11 protein-coding genes are annotated in these 18879 nt (G+C 60.5%); all 11 read left to right on the top strand.

Annotated elements, in window-relative coordinates:
• Nucleotides 1–29 precede the first annotated feature (29 nt).
• Nucleotides 30–2087, top strand: coding sequence for a beta-galactosidase (locus tag J2X24_RS18780; protein ID WP_245344949.1), 2058 nt, complete (start codon nt 30–32; stop codon nt 2085–2087).
• A 199-nt stretch (nt 2088–2286) separates the two neighbouring features.
• Nucleotides 2287–4263, top strand: a complete 1977-nt coding sequence (locus J2X24_RS18775; protein ID WP_209724975.1) for a sialate O-acetylesterase — start codon at nt 2287–2289, stop codon at nt 4261–4263.
• Nucleotides 4264–4333: 70 nt separating this feature from the next.
• Entirely contained in the window at nt 4334–6253 is a 1920-nt protein-coding gene (locus J2X24_RS18770) for an NPCBM/NEW2 domain-containing protein (RefSeq protein ID WP_209724973.1), read from the top strand.
• 239 nt (nt 6254–6492) lie between these two features.
• Nucleotides 6493–7794: a glycoside hydrolase family 5 protein gene (locus J2X24_RS18765; RefSeq protein WP_245344948.1), complete on the top strand. Its 1302-nt coding sequence runs from the start codon at nt 6493–6495 to the stop codon at nt 7792–7794.
• A gap of 265 nt (nt 7795–8059) precedes the next feature.
• Nucleotides 8060–10108, top strand: coding sequence for a glycoside hydrolase family 9 protein (locus tag J2X24_RS18760; protein ID WP_209724969.1), 2049 nt, complete (start codon nt 8060–8062; stop codon nt 10106–10108).
• A gap of 102 nt (nt 10109–10210) precedes the next feature.
• A complete protein-coding gene (locus J2X24_RS18755; protein WP_209724967.1) occupies nt 10211–11794 on the top strand; it encodes an alpha-L-fucosidase in 1584 nt (527 codons plus the stop codon).
• Nucleotides 11795–11832: 38 nt separating this feature from the next.
• Complete coding sequence (locus tag J2X24_RS18750) at nt 11833–13713, top strand: glycoside hydrolase family 97 protein (RefSeq protein ID WP_209724965.1); 1881 nt, start codon at nt 11833–11835, stop codon at nt 13711–13713.
• Nucleotides 13714–13726: 13 nt separating this feature from the next.
• Nucleotides 13727–14779, top strand: coding sequence for a glycoside hydrolase family 62 protein (locus J2X24_RS18745; protein WP_209724963.1), 1053 nt, complete (start codon nt 13727–13729; stop codon nt 14777–14779).
• Between the two features lie 45 nt (nt 14780–14824).
• A complete protein-coding gene (locus tag J2X24_RS18740; RefSeq protein ID WP_209724961.1) occupies nt 14825–15415 on the top strand; it encodes a DUF1349 domain-containing protein in 591 nt (196 codons plus the stop codon).
• A gap of 291 nt (nt 15416–15706) precedes the next feature.
• Nucleotides 15707–16996: an alpha-L-fucosidase gene (locus J2X24_RS18735; protein ID WP_245344947.1), complete on the top strand. Its 1290-nt coding sequence runs from the start codon at nt 15707–15709 to the stop codon at nt 16994–16996.
• Nucleotides 16997–17191: 195 nt separating this feature from the next.
• The gene (locus J2X24_RS18730; RefSeq protein WP_209724958.1) at nt 17192–18748 is read left to right on the top strand and encodes an alpha-N-arabinofuranosidase; all 1557 of its coding nucleotides are present in this window, start codon (nt 17192–17194) and stop codon (nt 18746–18748) included.
• Nucleotides 18749–18879 lie beyond the last annotated feature (131 nt).

Below are 18879 nucleotides of genomic sequence, written 5' to 3'. Positions count from 1 at the left end.
CAGCCCGGTTTCATAAGCAGGAAATAGATATGAAATTAAGAGCATTGGTCTGCAGCGCGGTTATGATCTGGTCGGCGTCCCCGGGATGGGGGCTGGCTCAGGCTCAGGGCACGCACGCATTTTCGGGCGGACCGGACGCAAAACAGCTCTATGTCGGGGCGAACTATCAGCCCGTGGACCGGACGCCTGAACAGATCCATCACGACATCGCCCACATGAAAAGGGCAGGCTTTAAGGTCGTGAGGATGGGCGACCTGTCCTGGGATTATTTTCAACCGGCCGAAGGCGTCTTCACTTTCGAAAAGTTTGACGCCGTCCTGAATGAAATGCACGCCAACGGCATCAAGGTCATGGTGGACATACCCGGGCAACCCGCGCCGATGTGGCTGCACAAAAAATACCCCGGCGTCGATATCGTGACGCAGGAAGGCGACCGCCTTTATGCGGCCGAGCGCTATATGGACAATACCAGTGACCCTGACTATCGCCGCCTGGCCAAGGACCTGGCCGAGGCGATGACCAGGCGTTACGGCAAGCATCCGGGCGTTATCGCCATTGGCTACAACAATGAGATCGGTAACGGCTTCATGTCCTATTCCCGGGCGGACCGCGATCGCTTCGTTGCATGGCTCCAGAAGAAGTATGGCTCGCTGGAAGCATTGAACGCGGCGTGGGCGACGCAGCGCTGGGCACGCACGCTGACCGCATGGGACGAGGTTGAGCTCCCTTATGCGGATGGTCCCGGTCCGGCCGAACGTTACCTCGATCTGCGCCGTTACTGGTCGGACGTGAACGTGGCAAACCTGATGGACCTCGAAGCGGCCCGCCGGAAAAACGCCCCGGATAAGCCCGCGATCTCGAACCTGTGGGACAGCAGCGACCGCAAGGGCTTCGATTACCTTTCCACCTATAAGCAATACGTCAGCTACGGTTCGTATGGCTTTTACAACGGTGACGCCATCAGCGGCGGCTTCGAAACAATGATGATGCGTGGCGCCTTGTCGACGCCGAGCTGGTTCAATGAGTTCCAGGCTGGTGGTGGTGGCTATTATGGCAGCAAGGGGCGGTCGCGGATGTGGGCCTATTTCGGGCTTCTCAACGGCGGCCAGGGCATGCTGGCCTGGACCTTCAACAGCCATCGCGGCGGCGAGGAGCAGGCCCTTTTCGGTCTTGTCGATCACGACGACACGCCGTCGTGGAAGCTCGATGAGTGGGGCAGGATCGCTTCCGAGTTCAAGACCATGCAGACCCTGGGCTTTCCGCGTCAGCTCGATCCGCAAGTCGCCATAGCCTATTCGTTCGAGACCAAGATGGCGTCCAATCCTCCGGGACCCTCGAACACCGTGCGTCAGTACATCACGACGCCCTATATGGTTCAGGAGCACAATGCTTTTGCACCGGTTTATAATGACAATATCGATGTCGCGGTCATCAATATCGGCCATGAAGACCTGAGCCGCTACAAGCTGGTTGTCGTGCCCGGCCTTTACCTCATGGACCAGGCGTCAGCGGACAATATCCGCAACTACGTCAAAGGCGGCGGCACGGTGATCATGACCGCCTATTCCGCCAAGGTCGATGAGACCAATCAGTGGTTCAACACGTCTTTGCCAGGGCGGCTGTCCGACGTTTTCGGCCTCAAGACCAAGGAGTTCTATCGTCATTACGCGCCTCTTGTTGGCAAAATTGGCGAAGGCGCTTTCACTACGACCATCAATTTCTATGAGGTGCTCGAACCCTCGACGGCCAAGGTGATCGGGCGTTTCTCGAATATCGACGGCACCCCCCCGGTGATCACCGTCAATAAATTCGGCAAGGGGCAGGCGATCTATGTCGCGACACCCGCGCAGCCGTCGATCATGCAGCCGCTTTATCGCAGCCTCTACTCACAACTGGGCATAGTGCCCGGTCCGAAGACCCCCGAAGGCGTCTACGCGCGGGTCGTCGACGGCCGGACCCTTTATGTAAACGCGTCATACGGTCCGAAGGACATTGTGCTTGACGGGAAAAAGACCAGTCTTCTCACAAAGAAAACGTGGAATGGAACTCTCCACCTCGAAGCGGACGCGGTCGATTTGGTTGAGTAGCATTAAACGCCAAACTCACACTGATGCCGTCGCACCCGCATGAAGAACACCGGGTGCGGTCGGCTCTGAAATATCTCGGACTAGATCGGTATGATTTTAATTGGAAACATCATACCGATCTAAGTTTTTGTTTTGTCGCGATATTTAAGGCGAAAACCGCTTACACTTTTCGCCATATCGCTCTAAAGGAATTCGCACTATGAAAAACCGGATTGCTACGGGACTGATCGCGGGCCTGCTTTCGCTGGCCGGAGCGGCGGGCGCTCAGGCGCAGGAGGCTTTTGGGCTTGCGCCGGTGTTCGCCGATCACGCCGTCTTGCAGCGGGACAAGCCGGTCGCCGTCTGGGGGCGGGCGGCGCCCAATTCAGAGGTGAGCCTGAGCCTGTCAGGCGGCGGCCAGATACTGGCAAGCGCCAGCGGACGAGCGGATGCATCGGGTGTATTTTCGCTGACGCTGCCGCAGCAGAAGGCGGGTGGCCCTTACGTCCTGACGCTTACGGATTCGGGCGGGCATACCCAGACCCTGCAGGATATCCTGGTCGGCGACGTCTGGCTGTGTTCGGGCCAGTCGAACATGGAGTTTGCGCTCAAGGACGCAACGAACGGGGGCGGGGAGGTAGCAGGCGCATCCAATCCGGCGCTGCGCATCTTCGACGTGCCACGCAACTCGCAACCGCAGCCGACGACCGGATTCGCCAAGGCAACACAATGGCAGGTGTCGGCACCGGCATCTGCGGCCAATACGTCGGCCGTATGTTATTTCATGGCGCGGCAACTCGCGGATACCTACCATGTGCCGCAGGGGATGATTCATGCCTCCTGGGGCGGCACGGCGGCGCAGCTGTGGGTCAGCCGGGAGGGCCTGGCTTCCGTCAGCGAAATGAGCGAGAACCTGAAGGTCGTGGATCTGTATCGGACCGATCCCAAGACCGCGCTTGCAAACTGGAAGACCTATACCGACAACTGGTGGCGCACCCGCGATCCGGATTTTGCGCAAGCCGGCCAGTGGTCGAGCCCGAAGTTCGCGGATAAGCAATGGCCCTCCCTCGTCGCGGCGGGCGCCTGGGAAAACAGCGGGATCGCCGCTTTGAAGGCGTTCGACGGCATCGTTTGGTATCGTCAGACGATCACGCTGACCGCTGAGCAGGCGGCGCGCGCCGTGGCCATCGACCTCGGGCCGATAGACGATTCCGACACGACCTGGGTAAACGGCAAATGGGTCGGCGCGACCGACGGATGGAACCAGCCACGGCATTACACTCTTCCCAAGGGGGTGCTGAAGGCCGGCGCGAATGTCATCGCTATACGTGTTCTGGACACGGGCGGTGGCGGCGGCCTGCATGGTGCGCCGGCCGATCGTGCGCTGACCCTCGATGCCGGAGAGCGTATCGCGCTCTCGTCGGAGTGGCGGTACCATATCGGCGCCGATATCCGGACCGTCGGCGCCGCGCCGACCGCGCCGTGGGCGGAAGCCGGGGGACCTTCTGTGCTGTACAACGGGATGATCGCGCCGCTGGTGCCATACACCCTGAAAGGCGTTGCCTGGTACCAAGGTGAGTCGAACGCCGGTGACCCGGCGCTGTACGCAAAGCTTCTGCCGGCCCTGGTCAAAGACTGGCGCGCACGGTTTCACGCGCCGGACCTGCCGTTTCTTCCGGTCCAGCTCAGTACGTTCGGTACACCTCAGGATGTTCCCTATGAATCGGGCTGGGGAGGGGTGCGCGATGTCCAGCGTCGCCTCGAGCAGGACGACAAGCGCGTCGGCATGGCCGTAAGCTATGACGTCGGCGATCGTTTCGACATTCACCCGACGCAGAAACGTCAGGTTGGTCTGAGGCTGGCGCTGGCCGCGCGCAAGGTGGCGTATGGCGAAGCGTTGAAGCTGGGACCACGGCCGGAGCGCGCATATCGCCGCGGCAACGATCTGGTCGTCGATTTTTCGGATGTCAACGGCGCCCTTAAGGCGTACGGTGGCAAGGACCTGCTGGGCTTTGAGGTATGCGAGGCATCCTGCCATTTCGCCAGTGCGCATGTCGAAGGCGGTTCCGTCGTCCTCCCGGGCGCGGGGAGCGAGGATGCGAAATCGGTGCGTTTCGGGTGGTCGGACGCGCCCATTCTCAACCTTTACGACGCAGCCGATCTTCCGGCGTCAACGTTCGCCCTGGATATAAAATAAGAGCGTAGGCGCGTGAGACACGAAATCTCACGCGCCTACGCATAAGTGGATAAACGCTATGGAAAACGTCATGACACGATTTGGTCGCGGGCTTGTTGGTGGCCTTGCACTTGCCTTCATTTGCGGTAGCGGAGCCTATGCCGCCACCGATCCACTGGCGCCGACAGGGCGCTGGAGCGCGGTGACGACGGGACAGGCCGCTACGCCGCCCATGGGGTGGAACTCATGGAATGCCTTCCATACCGACATCACGGAAGCCAAGGTTCTCGATTCCGCCAAGGTCATAGTCGATAGCGGTCTGGCGGCGAAAGGCTACCGCTACATCAATATCGACGATGGCTGGTGGCTGAAGCGCCGCACGACCGATGGCCGCATGATCGTGCGCACCTCCATCTTCCCGTCGGCCGCCGTCGGCGGACCGGAAGAGACCAGCTTCAAGCCATTCACCGACCGGATTCATGCCATGGGCCTGAAGGCCGGCATCTACTCGGATATTGGCGCCAACAACTGCTCGCAGGCTTTTGCACCGAACGCGAAGAACCTGCCGGAGGGCACGGTCGCCGAGCGTGAGGTCGGGCTCTACGGCCACGTCGAACAGGATATCAAGCTGTATTTTGGCGAATGGGCGTTCGACTATATCAAGGTCGATGCCTGCGGCATCCGCGCCTTCGGCCCGGATAACGCGCGCGTCAAGGCCGGCCAATACCGCGCGCTGGGGCCGCTGATCGATTTTACCGAGATCCGCCGCACGGACATTCCCGCCGTCCGCAAGCTTTACGAGCAGGTCGCTGATGCGATGCGCCGGGAAAATCCCGACGGTGACTATATCTTCTCGATTTGCGCCTGGGGGGCGGCCGACGTTCGTGCCTGGGCAAAGGACGTCGGCAACCTGTCACGCACAAGCGATGACATCACACCCAACTGGACGCGGATGCTGGCCAATTTCGACAGTGCCGCCAACCGCGCGCTTTATGCCCATCCGGGTTCGTGGAACGATCCCGACATGCTCTTCATCGGTCATGGCGACTTCGATGAGCATCACCTGACCGAGGCGAAGTCGCACTTTGCGCTGTGGTCAATGCTGTCGGCGCCACTTCTGATCGGCTACGACCTGCGAAATGCGCCGCAATCGCTGATGGACATTCTGGGCAACAGCGACATCATCGCCGTCAATCAGGATCGGGCAGGGAACCAGGCCGTGCTGGCCTATGACAGCGACGATGTCCAGATACTGGTCAAGACGCTCAGCAACGGCCACAAGGCCGTCGCGATCTTCAACCGTGGACTGGCGCCGACGGACGTAACCCTGACGGCTCGCCACCTGAAGCTCGCCGGAACGTCGCCGGTTACGCTCAGGGACCTGTGGAGCGGAAACACGCTTCCTGCCTTTACCGGCGAAACGAAACTGCAACTCGCCCCGCGCCAGACCCTTATTTTCGACGCCACAGGCGCACGCACCCTGGCCGATGGCCTTTATCTGTCGGAAATGCCAGGCCGGGTAAATCCGGCTGTCGACGGCGTGGTACTGCCGCAGCCGGATCCCACCATCCATCGCATGAAAAATCCCTGGGCGGGTACGACCGACACCGGTGAACCGCCGGCTTATACCGGTTGGGGGGGCGCCCAGGCTGACGCCACGCCGTACCGGCAGGCCTTGCGCGTCAATGGCAGAATGTATGAGACGGGGTTGGGCGTCCTGGCCAACTCCCGGTTCGAGGTCCGGGCCGACGGTGGCTTCCGCCGCTTCGTGGCCGAAGTCGGAATAGACGATTCGACCTTCGATACGGACGACGCCGTGACCTTCTCGGTTTATGGCGACGGGAAGCTGCTCGCGACCTCCAGGCCGGCGCGCTTCGGCCAAGCCGTGCAGACCTTGCAGGCCGATATCGCCGGCGTGAAGATTGTCGAATTGGTTGCACGGGGCGCTGCCACGAAAAACAAAGTGCCGACCGTAGTTACGTGGGGTAATGCTGCCTTGTTCAAGGATTAGGCGGACGCGTTTGGGCTTTGGGGCGCTAACCTCAAAGCCCTTTTCAGGCGACATTGTGACAACGACACAACACCACCAAACAATTTACATTTAAAATTACATTTTACATTTGAATAAATCGGGCTGTGGCGGCCTAATAGCCATACCACGTGCGCCTGCCGTATGGGAAGCCGGGCCGTGGGATACGTCGCCGTGTCAGGCGCCGATGAAAAAATACAGTCTTTCAGGGAGTAATGATGATGACGTCGTCAACTGAGTACAATCGCCGCAAGCTATTGGCCGCGGCGGGCAGCAGTCTCCTGCCCATCGCGCTTATTGCCTGCGGAGGCGGCGGTGGCGGCTCGGGCGGCGGTTCAGGCGGCGGTGGGGGCGGCGGCTCGAGTTCGTCATCCTCATCGTCTTCATCCTCATCGTCGTCTTCGTCCTCGTCTTCTTCCTCTTCAAGTGGCCTCTATCCCAGCTACAATACCAGCCCGATCGCGGCCAACGCGACCGGCATGACCAGCACGGCGGCGCAGATTTCCGCCAAGATCAAACTGGGAATCAACATCGGTAACACGATGGAGGCCATCGGCGGCGAAACGAACTGGGGCAATCCGCTTATTACCCAGGCGCTGGTGGATCGGTACAAGGCCCTGGGCTTCGACGCTATCCGTCTGCCTTGCTCATGGGACGGATACGCAAACCAGACCACAGCGCAGATTTCAGCCACCTGGCTCGACCGCGTGAAGGCCGTCGTGCAGTACTGCATCAACGCCGACCTGTATGTCGTGCTCAACATCCACTGGGATGGCGGATGGCTGGAAAAACATGTCGACGCCGCCAGCAAGGATGCCGTCAACGCAAAGCAAAAAGCATTCTGGGAGCAGATCGCCACCCACCTGCGCGATTTTGATGAGCGCCTGATCTTCGCCAGTGCGAACGAGCCTGACGCCAATACGGCGCCGAATACGACCGTCCTGGTCAGTTACCACCAGACCTTTATCGATGCCGTGCGATCGACCGGCGGCAGAAACGCCTACCGCACCCTCATCGTTCAGTCGCCGCAAACCAACACCGAATATGCCGTGTCGCTATGGCCGGGTATGCCTACCGACACAACGGCGAACCGTCTGATGTTCGAAGTCCATTACTATGCCCCGTCGCAGTTCATGATCATCGACCAGGACGCATCGTGGGGCAAGATGTTCTACTACTGGGGCAGTGGCAATCATTCCACCATCGAGCCGGACCGCAACGCGACACATAGCGAAGAACCCTATGTCGATCAGCAGATGCTGGCGATGAAGACCAACTTCGTCGACAAGGGCATCCCGGTCATCGTCGGTGAGTACGGCGCCTGGCGCAAAACCCAGCCACTGGACATGCCCAAGCACAACGCCTCTGTGGACTTCTGGAACAAGTATGTCACCCAGCAGGCGGTCGCCAACGGCACCGCGCCCTTCTTCTGGGACACCGGCGGCCTCATCGACCGCACGACGCTTGCCGTCAAGGATCAGGCGATGCTGGATGCCCTGCTCATCGGTGCCGGCAAGAAATAGGCCGTCGCACCAATTAAGTACGGACTTGCCGTCAGGTCCGTACTTCAGCCGCTTCAGTGGAGGTTCGGCAAGAAACTGTTGAATTTTCGTAATTGAAAGTTCTTTTCATATATGGCAGTTTGGCGCGTGTGCCGTCTGACGTCGCATGTGGCCCGTATCCCTTCACCGTCAAGCAACGGGCTGTTGTGACGAGTCACAGTGGAAAATGAAAATAAAGCGGCCGCGATAACAGGTGGTCAGGCGTTCAGACAGGAAGGAACGCAAGATGAAACAAGGTTTCGACAGCAATCGCCGCAAGCTTCTGTTGGCGGCGGGCGTCGCCCTGGTGCCGATGGGACTGATGAGCTGCGGCGGTGGAAGCGGTGGTTCCAGCGGCGGGGGAGGAGGGGGCGGCGCGTCGTCATCTTCTTCGTCCTCCTCTTCCTCCTCGGCGTCAGTAAAACCCGCCACCATGCAGTTCGGTATTCCGATCGTGGTGGATCAGTTCGGCTATCTGCCGGCACAAACCAAGATCGCCGTTGTCCGGGATCCTCAAGGGGATACGGTGGGCACGCTGTCCGACGGCACGCCGATTGTCAGCTTCGATGCCTCGGATTCGTTCACGCCGGGCACGGTCTATGAAGTGGTCAACGCGGCCACGAATGCGGTTGTCCACAGCGCCGCCCCCGTCGCCTGGAACGGTGGAGCGACCGATACCAGTTCCGGCGACAAGGCGTGGCATTTCGACTTCAGCAGCGTCATCACGCCGGGCGAGTATTTCATTCGCGACGCCCAGCGCAACGTGAAATCCTACACCTTCAAGATTGCCGCGGACGTGTACCTGCCTGTTCTCAAGGCCGCCGTGCGCTGTTTCTATTATCAACGCGCTGGCCAGGAAAAACTGGCCGTGCACGCTGGCGCCGGCTGGGCTGACGGGGCATCGCACATCGGGCCGGGGCAGGACAAGAATGCCCGCCTGTACAGCGCCAAGACCGACGCCTCGACCGAACGCGACCTTTCCGGCGGCTGGTACGACGCCGGCGACTACAACAAATATACCAGCTGGACGGCGGGCTACATAACCTTCCTGCTTTTCGCCTACAGGGAAAACCCGGGCGTCTGGGGGGACGATTACAACATCCCGGAATCCGGCAATGGCATTCCCGATATCCTCGATGAAGCCAAATGGGGCCTGGACTGGCTGAGCCGGATGCAGGAGGCCAATGGCTCGGTCCTGTCGATCGTAGGCATGAGCCACGCCTCTCCCCCCTCGGCGGCCACGGGGGCCAGCTACTATGGGCCGGCCAGCACTTCGGCCACGCTCAACGCCGCGGCGGCCTACGCCCTGGGCGCCAGGGTCCTGGGTACGATACCCGCGCTGGCCGCCTATGCCTCGGGCCTGCGGACACGCGCGGAAAATGCCTGGTCCTGGGCCGTCGCCAATCCGAACGTCACCTTCCAGAACAATGACGCGTCCAACGGGTCGCAGGGACTTGGGGCCGGCGGGCAGGAAACGGACGATCGCGGCCGCCTGATGGCCAAGCTGATGGCGGCGATTTACCTTTACGACGTGACGGGTAACACCGCCTACCGCAATTTCGTCGACGGCAACTATACTGAAACCAATCTGATCCGCTGGGGCAATTACGCCTCGCCGTACGAAGGCACCTTGCAGGATGCCCTTCTGCACTATGCGGGACTGGCGGGTGCGACCCCCTCGGTCGTCACGGCCATCCGCACCAACTACCTCAACGGCGTGAACTCCGAGTGGACGCGCGGCAAGATCACGACCAAGGCCGACCCCTACATGGCCTTTCTCAACGACTACATCTGGGGCAGTAACGCCATCAAGAGCAATGTCGGCCTGTTGTTCACGGCGCTGAACGTCCATAATCTCGGCACGGCGCATACGGTGGCCGACAATCTCAATGCGGCGTCGCACTACATTCACTACCTTCATGGCGTGAACCCGCTGGGCCTGTGTTACCTGACCAATATGTCCAGCCTGGGGGCGGAAAACTCAGCCAACGAGATATTCCATTCCTGGTTCTTCGACGGCTCGGCCAAGTGGGACAGCGCCGCCACCTCCACCTATGGCCCGCCGCCAGGCTTTATCCCGGGTGGGCCCAACCAGACCCAGTGGGATTGGGACAGCCGGTGTCCGTCGATCAGCTCGGCGTGCGGGACTAGCCGGCCGAAACCGCCTTACGCGCAGCCGGGACAGAAGTCATACAAGGATTTCAATGATGGCTGGCCGCTGAATTCCTGGCCGATCACCGAAGTCTCCAACGGTTATCAGGCGGCCTATATCCGCCTGCTGTCGAAGTTCGTCTAGGCGATCAAACCATAACCAAAAGCGGTTTTCCCGAACTGCCTACATCCGCGTTCCGTATCCTGATCGAGAGATATTGGGCGCACCTTCATCAGGAAAGAACACATGGCCAATCTGACGAAACGCACACTTTTGGGGGCTCCGCTCCTGGCCGCGCTGGGCACGGCCGCGGTTACGGCGTCCACGGTGCGGGCGGGTACCGATACGGAAGCCTGCAGGACGGAAACACCCGTGAAGTACGACCTGCCCATGGCGGCGGGGGCATTCAAGCCCACGGCGGAGTCGCTCAAGACCTACCAGACGCCCGACTGGTTCCGCGACGCCAAGTTCGGCATCTGGTCGCATTGGGGCCCCCAGGCCGTGCCGCGCATGGGCGATTGGTACGCGCGGAACATGTATTCGCCGGGACATCCACACAATACGCACCACGTGAAGACCTACGGCCATCCGTCCAAGTTCGGCTACAAGGACATTATTCCTCTGTGGAAGGCCGAAAAATTCGACCCCGAAGGCTTGATGGATCGCTACGCCGCCGCCGGCGCCAAATACTTTGTCAGCATGGGCGTGCACCACGACAATTTCGACCTGTGGAATTCGAAGCACCACAGGTGGAACGCCGTCGCCATGGGACCGAAGCGGGATATCGTCGGCGCCTGGCGAGACGCGGCCCGCAAGCGCGGCCTCCGATTCGGCGTATCCGAGCATCTGGGCGCCAGCCACAACTGGTTCTACACCAGCCACCTTTATAACCAGTTCTGGCCGGACCTTGGCGTCCCTTACGACGGCGCCGATCCCAAGAACGTGGACCTCTATCACCCTCCGCACAACGAACCTTACCGTGGTGGCGCCGACACCTGGTACACCACGGATCCGAAGTTCCATCAGATCTGGTACAACCGGATCAAGGACCTCGTCGACGCTTACGAGCCGGACCTGCTTTATTCGGACGGCGGCCTGCCGTTCGGCGTCGTCGGCCGCAGCCTGGTCGCGCACATGTACAACAAGAGTATCGCCAGGGCGGGGCGCAATGAAGCGGTCTACAACGGCAAGGATTTCGGCTCCGGCGAGTTCTACAAGGAGGCCTTCGTCCAGGATGTTGAGCGCGGCGTTCTGAAAGGCATCAACCCCCTGCCTTGGCAGACCGATACCTCCATGGGCGACTGGTATTACAGCGAAGGCCACGCCTACAAGACCACGGCCAACGTGATCCATATGCTGGCCGATATTGTCAGCAAGAACGGCAATATGCTGCTCAATGTCGTGCAGTATCCGGAAGGTGATCTGCCGCCGGAAACCCTGGTCTTCCTCGATGAAATGGCCGCGTGGATGAAGATCAATGGCGAGGCCATTCACGGCACGCGTCCCTGGACAGCTTTCGGTGAGGGGCCGACCGAAGGCACCTCCGGCGCGTTCCAGGAAAGCGCCAACTATACGCCGCAGGACATGCGTTTCACCACCAAGGGCCAGGCGCTTTACGCCATTACGCTCGGCGTGCCGCAGGGCAGCGTGGCCGTCAAGTCGCTGGCCCTGCAAGGCGGACAGGAAGCACGTAAGGTGAAGAGTGTACACCTCTTGGGCGTGAAGCGCCCGTGCGCCTTCCGTCAGGAGGCGAACGCCCTGGTGATCGATCTGCCGGGCACGCCGCCGTCCGCGCACGCCGCCGCTTTCAAGATCACGTTCCATGGCTAAGCCGCCGCTTTTGCCATCCCAACCCGGAGCAACATCCCATGTTTGAGCTCATTGCCGCCGCCCAGATCGCGGTTTCATCACCTGACGGAAGCCTGGAAATCCGCATTGCTCCGGACGCCTCCGGCTACATCGTCTCGCGCAAGCAGGAAGAGATCGTCTCGACCTCGGCGCTTGGCCTGCAGATGGCCGGTGCGCCGGATTTCACGGACCTTCAACTCGTCAAGGTCAAAAAGGTGGACGGCAACCGGACCTATCGTCTGACGGCAACCAAGTCCGCCACGGCCAAAGACCACTACCGGTCGCAGGTGCTGACCTTCCGGGAGGCCTCCGGCCAGCGCCGCGAACTGTCGATCGAAGTGCGGGCCTACGATAACGGTGTCGCTTGGCGATATCTCACGCCCGCGGGCCAGCCGGTCACGCTTGTGGACGAGAAGACGAGTTTCCGCCTGGCCGGAGACCCGACCTGTTTTGTCTCGGAATACAAGACGTCACACGAAGACTACTGGAATCCCATCAAGGTTTCGCAACTCGATCCATCGAAACTGTACGACTATCCGGTCCTCTGCGCGTCGCCCAGCGGCCGCTCCCACTATGCGATCGTCCAGTCGGATATTTCCGGTTATGCCGGTTCGGCGGTAAAGTCAGGGTCGGACGGTCTCCAGGTCGATCTGTTCCGCCGCCCCGACCGCAAGGAGGTTTCGGTCATCTCCGAAAACGGCCTGCGAAGCGGCTGGCGTGTGATCATGACGGCCGACCGGGCAGGGGACCTGATCGAGTCGCCGCTGATCGGCAATTTGGCGGTCCAGGCAAAGGGGGACTTCACCTGGGTGAAGCCCGGCAAGGCAGCGTGGGACTGGTGGTCGGGCCCGACCGCCGGCGACAAGCCGTCGATGGAACGCTACAAGCGCTTCATCGATTTCGCGGCCGAGTCCGGCTTTCCGTACTTCCTGATCGACGCCGGCTGGCCGCTGAACGCGACGCCCTGCTGCGACGCGGACCCGAAGACCGATATTACTCGCGCGGACCCGTCGATCGATATGCCCGCGCTTGTCGATTACGCCGGCAAGAAGGGGGTGGGGCTTCTGCTCTGGGCGCACTGGAAGCACGTTGATCCCCGGATGGATGAGGTACTGGATACCTATCAGCGCTGGGGGATCAAGGGCATCAAGGTCGACTTCATGGAGCGCGACGACCAGGAAATGGTCCGGTTCTATGACCGGCTGGCGGCGGCCACGGCGAAACGCCACCTGCTGCTGGACATGCATGGCGCCTATCCGCCCATGGGGCTCAGCCGGACCTACCCCAACTATATCACGCAGGAGGGCGTGATGGGGGCGGAGTACAATAAGTTCGACTGGGCGCAGATCACGCCGTCCCACAACGTCAAGCTGGCCTATACGCGAATGTTGCTGGGGCCAATGGACTATACGCCGGGCGGTTTCCGCAACTACTATCCGGAAGCCTATGTCCAGAGCGAAATCATGCCGTCAACGCGGTACACCCGCGGACAGGCCCTGGCGCAGTTCGTCGTGTACGAAAGCCCGCTCCAGATGGTCGCGGATGATCCGGTCGCTTACAAGGATGCCTCCGGCTTCGACTTCGTCAAGGACGTCCCAACAGCCTGGGACGAAACCCGGTTCGTCGATGGCACCCCCGACAGCCATGTGATCGTCGCTCGGCGCAGCGGTGACCGGTGGTACGTGGGCGCCATGAATAACGAACAGGCTCGGACCGTTGATATTCCCCTGAACTTCCTGGCGCCCGGACAGTATGACGTTGTGATGTGGCAGGATGGCGCGACCGCCAATGACGTCGAACGTAAAACCCTTACGGCGTCGGACCGCGACAAGCTCAAGGTCGCGATGGCGCGTGGCGGAGGCGCCGCAATAGTGCTCATCAAACGTGGCGCGTCGCACTAACAGGGAAACGGCTGTGACAAAGTACATTATCAAGCGGACGCTGCCGATGATTTGCGCGGCGCTCATCTCCATCCCGGGACTGGCGCAAGCCGCCGGACAGGGTGGCTTCAGCTGGAAATCCAGCCCTGTGCTGATCACCCCTGCCAAGGACAGCACTATAAAGCAATACGGCGTCAAGGACCCGTCGATCGTCTATCACGACGGACGGTATCACGTGTTCATGACGACCGCCGCCGAGAACGGTTGGGCGCTGGCCTATTCCAGCTTCCGCGATTGGAAGGATGCCCCGAAGGCGCAGATCATTCCGCTCGACAAGTCTCCGATGGGGCCGGGCTACCGCGCGGCGCCTCAGGTCTTTTATTTCGCGCCCCAAAAGCTCTGGTACCTGGTCTACCAGGGGGGCGACCCCCTGTATTCGACCAGCACGGATATATCCGATCCATTGTCATGGAGCGCGCCGAAGCCGTTCTTCAATGTGGTTCCGGACGTGGTCAAGAACCCTGAAGGTCATGCGGCCTGGCTGGATTTCTGGGTCATCTGCGACGACCAAACCTGCTATCTGTTCTTCACCAACGACAATGGTTCGTTCTTCAGGGCCGAGACGCCCCTGAAGCAGTTCCCGGCGGGTTTCCACAACACGACCGTCGCCATAAAAGGCACGCGCGACGACGTGTTCGAAGCCAGCAATACCTATAAGATCAAGGGAACGAACACCTTCCTTACGCTGATAGAGGCCATCAGTCCGAAGGGGCGGTACTTTCGTGCCTGGACGAGCGACAAGCTGGACGGCGAATGGAAACCGTTGGGTGACAACATGAATGTGTTCGCCAGCGCCGATAACGTGCGGTTCAAGGGAAGCGCCTGGGCCGAAGGGGTGTCGCACGGCGAAATGCTGCGCGACGGTATCGACCAGACGCTTACCATTGATCCCTGCAAGCCTCTGCAATTCCTGTATCAAGGTTTGGATCCTGCCGGAAAAACAAAGGAGTATTTGCAGTTGCCCTATAGCCTCGGCGTGATTAAAGCCGAAGGACAGGACCCGATCAGCCGGTTATGCAAGAAGTAGGTTTGAGTGGGAATTCGCGCTGCGGGCGCGAAACAGGAGATACACATGCCACTGCCGGATTTCAGTGTGAATGGCGAAGCCTTTGGTCACGCCAGGATCACTGATAAAGCCGTAGAATTGCGCGCCCTGGCCAAGACGGACTGGTTCTTCAGTCCGAACGGCCAGGCCCGCCGTGAAAACGTTATTTCTGTTTCGGCGGTCATCGATCAGCCGGTCTTCACGATGTCAGCACGGGCGTCTGTGGATTTCGCCGCCACCTACGATGCCGGAGCCCTGTTCGTGAAGGTGGCGAATGATAGCTGGGCAAAACTGGCCTTCGAATATTCCGCGGCGCACAGGCCCACGATTGTCAGCGTCGTTACACGTGGCACGTCCGACGATTGCGACGGACCGACGATGAGTAGCGACCATATTTGGTTGCGCATATACCGAAATAACCAGACCCTTGCCTTTCACTATTCCACCGACGGCAAGTTCTGGCATTTTGTCCGCTTCTTCACGATTCCCGGACTGGAAGCCGGCCCGGTAGAACTGGGACTTGGAGCGCAATCACCGACGGGGCACGGCGTGGTCGCCCGCTTTACCGACCTGTGTTTTGGAACGGCGCCGGTGAGCAATCTCCGCGACGGGCAGTAGGCCGCCGAATATTCGCCTCATGCCCCGGCCGAGACCAGGCGGATGGCGATGCAGGTCGTTAGTATCCAAAGGCGAATTTCGGCAGATGCCATGCCAATGCACGAAGCATTCATCCTTGGCAACTGCGCCGCGGCTCCCTCCGTCCAGGCCTCCTAAAGCCGGCGTAGCAAAAGCCAATTCCTTGAATATCATTTGTATATAAAATCATATTCCACTATTGAATATTTTGTGGGTTCATATGGGAGTGTGAAGATGACGACGCGGCGAAATGTTCTGAAGGGCGCTCTTCTCATGGCTGCGGCTCCCTCGGCGATCTGGGCCCAGTCCCTGACCGATGAAGAAAAATCCGCTGCGAAACAGTCAAACGCCGACCCGACCCTGGCGCCGGACCTGCTCTTGCCGGAGCGGGACATGGCCTGGTGGCGGGATGCGAAATTTGGCGTCTTTGTCCATTGGGGCCTCTATGCCATTCCTGCCAAGGGGGAATGGCACATGTTCAACGACAAGGTGCCGCCCGAGGCCTACGCAAAACTCGCGCACGCGTTTAACCCGAAGCATTATGACCCGGATGCGTGGGCAGCGCTGGCGCGCGCGGCCGGCGCCGGCTACATGGTCATGACGGCCAGACACCATGACGGTTTCGCTCTGTGGGACAGCCCGTCAAGCTACGGCCATTTCGACGCGATCCATTCCGGCGCGCGCCGGGATCTGATTGCCCCCTACGTCAAGGCGGTTCGCCGTGCCGGTTTGCGCGTCGGCATCTATTATTCGCCGCTCGACTGGCGATTCCCGGCCTATTTCAAACCTAAGGAACTTCCCGAAAACGCCCAGCTTTTCAAAAGGCAAACCTATGGCCAGGTCGAAGAGCTTATGAAAAATTATGGCAAGATCGATGTCCTGTGGTGGGACGGGGGCTGGTTGGCCCACAGCGGAACCGATGCGGATGCCGCCTGGTTCTGGGAGCCGGACAAGTTGAACCGCATGGTTCGCGGCTACCAGCCGAAAATTCTCATCAATCCGCGCTCGGGCTGGCAGGGAGATTTCGATATTTCCGAAGGGGGAGCGCCGATCACCGGCCCCATCCGCGCCAGGCCATGGGAAAAGACATTTTCAATCAATTCGGCCTGGGGATATACCCCGGAGCACAATGTCATGAGTTGGGAGCAGGTCGTCCGGCTGCTTGTCGATGCCGTTGTGCGCAACGGCAATGTACTGGCCAATGTCGGCCCCGACCGGGACGGTGTGATCCCGCCAAAGCAGGCGGCCACCTTGCGCGGCGTCGGCGAATGGCTGAAGCGATACGGAACCGCGATTTACGGCACGCGTCCAGGACCTTTCCAGCCGGTGGACAACGTCTATGGCGCGACACGCAGGGGGGATAAGATATTCCTCCATATTCTCAGCTGGCCCAACGACGAACTATCGTTGCCGCCGATAGACGCAAAAATCACAAAGGTCCGAAACCTTTCGGGCGATGCGGTGGACTGGCGATTGACCGGTGATGGCCTGACCTTGTCGGTGGCGCCAAAAGCGCGTGGCGTACCGGTAACCATGCTCGAACTGACCGCACAGGGCGAATAGGGGACTGTTTGTCGTCCTTTACGAAAAGCAGCACCTGTGCAACGCCCGAGCCGTTGTTCGCAAAGCTCCGACGCGTCACTCATAAAAGTCCGACAATTCGCTTTCCATCTCTGAAAATCTGTGTTAGCGCTATCATAATGGCGGAAAACCGCCGATCAAAACCGGCGCCATAGCCGGAAGACGTGGGAGTACATCATGAAATCCATCGCGCTCGCCGGCGCGGTCGCCTTGGCCATGCTGCCGCTGGCAGCGCAGGCTCAGGACCGCGCGACCGTCACAATCGACGCCGCAAAGCCAGGGGCCAAGATCGACCGCCGTATCTTCGGCCAGTTCGCCGAACACCTGGGCTCAGGCATCTATGACGGCATCTGGGTCGGCCGGGACTCATCCATTCCGAACACTCGCGGCATTCGCAACGACGTCGTCGCAGCGCTGAAGGCGATCAAGGTGCCAGTGGTGCGGTGGCCGGGCGGCTGCTTTGCCGACGAATATCACTGGCGGCGCGGCGTCGGCCCGGAACGCAAGTCCCAGATGAACGGCAATTGGGGCGGCGTCGTCGAGCCGAATACCTTCGGCACCGACGAATTCATGGACTTCGCCAACCAGGTTGGCGCGGAAGCCTACATATCCGTCAATGTCGGCTCCGGCACGGTTGGCGAGGCGGCCGAATGGCTGGAATATATGACCGCGGGCACGGCCGACTCGCTGGGCGCCGAGCGTGCCAGGAACGGTCACGCGGAGCCGTACAAGGTGCCGTTCGTCGGCATCGGTAACGAGAGCTGGGACTGCGGCGGCGCGATGACGCCGGATTTTTATGTCAGCCAGATGAAAATGTACGCGCGCTTCGTGCGCAACTTCAATCCGGCGCAAAAAATGCAGCGCGTCGCGGTCGGCCCCAACGGCGCCGACACCTCGTACACCGAAGCCGTCATGAAGTCCTACAAGGGCCGCAGCTGGGCCTGGGATATCGAAGGCCTGTCGCTGCACCAGTATACGACCGGCGGGGGCTTCCCCGTGTCGCAGCCGGCGACCGGCTTCACCGAAAAGGAATATGCCGTCATCCTCAAGGACACCTTGGGTATGGAGAAGCTGGTCACGACGCATTCCGCAATCATGGACAAGTATGACCCTGAGAAAAAGGTCTCGCTGGTCGTTGACGAATGGGGCGCGTGGTACAAGGCGACGCCTGGCACTGATCCCGGCTTCCTGATGCAGCAGAATACCCAGCGCGATGCTATCCTGGCCGCGCTCAACATCAACATCTTTGCGCGCCACGCCGATCGCGTGCGCATGGCCAATATCGCCCAGATGGTCAATGTCCTGCAGGCCATGATCCTGACGGACAAGGAAAAGATGCTGCTGACGCCGACCTACCACGTGTTCAGGATGTACGTGCCGTTCCAGGACGCGACCTTCATTCCGGTGACGTTCGATGCGGGGACCTACACCTTCGGTGACATCACCTTGCCGCGCGTCGATGCCGCCGCCGCCAAAGGCGCAGACGGCAAGATATATCTGTCGTTGACCAACGTAGACCCCAACAAGGCCACCGACATCGACGTTGCCAGCCTGGGCCTGAAGGTCAGGTCGGTATCGGGCGAGACCCTGGCGGCGGCCAAGGTCGACGCCCACAATACCTTCGAAGCGCCGAACGTCGTCACGCCGAAGCCGGTCACCGCAAAGCTGAAAGACGGCAAGGTTACGGTGCGCCTGGCGCCGGCATCTGTCACCGTCCTGGCCTTGCAACCCTAGTTGCAGATGTGCGCCGTGTCAGTCGACCGCTGACACGGCGCACATCGACGTTGTTTCTGAATTGCCACCGGCCGCGGTTACGCGCGGCCTCAGCCATCATCGTCTCCGGCGTCTCGCTGTGAGCCGGTCTG

It is taken from the genome of Asticcacaulis solisilvae (assembly GCF_017875235.1).
GTDB lineage: Bacteria > Pseudomonadota > Alphaproteobacteria > Caulobacterales > Caulobacteraceae > Asticcacaulis > Asticcacaulis solisilvae_A.
The sequence above is the reverse complement of the archived record's forward strand: the minus strand, read 5'-3'. Positions and strand labels throughout refer to the sequence as shown.

Coding starts and splice junctions, on each gene's coding strand:
- J2X24_RS18770 (WP_209724973.1), top strand. CDS start 4,334: ATGACACGATTTGGTCGCGGGCTTGTTGGTGGCCTTGCACTTGCCTTC.
- J2X24_RS18780 (WP_245344949.1), top strand. CDS start 30: ATGAAATTAAGAGCATTGGTCTGCAGCGCGGTTATGATCTGGTCGGCG.
- J2X24_RS18730 (WP_209724958.1), top strand. CDS start 17,192: ATGAAATCCATCGCGCTCGCCGGCGCGGTCGCCTTGGCCATGCTGCCG.
- J2X24_RS18750 (WP_209724965.1), top strand. CDS start 11,833: ATGTTTGAGCTCATTGCCGCCGCCCAGATCGCGGTTTCATCACCTGAC.
- J2X24_RS18755 (WP_209724967.1), top strand. CDS start 10,211: ATGGCCAATCTGACGAAACGCACACTTTTGGGGGCTCCGCTCCTGGCC.
- J2X24_RS18775 (WP_209724975.1), top strand. CDS start 2,287: ATGAAAAACCGGATTGCTACGGGACTGATCGCGGGCCTGCTTTCGCTG.
- J2X24_RS18735 (WP_245344947.1), top strand. CDS start 15,707: ATGGCTGCGGCTCCCTCGGCGATCTGGGCCCAGTCCCTGACCGATGAA.
- J2X24_RS18765 (WP_245344948.1), top strand. CDS start 6,493: ATGACGTCGTCAACTGAGTACAATCGCCGCAAGCTATTGGCCGCGGCG.
- J2X24_RS18740 (WP_209724961.1), top strand. CDS start 14,825: ATGCCACTGCCGGATTTCAGTGTGAATGGCGAAGCCTTTGGTCACGCC.
- J2X24_RS18760 (WP_209724969.1), top strand. CDS start 8,060: ATGAAACAAGGTTTCGACAGCAATCGCCGCAAGCTTCTGTTGGCGGCG.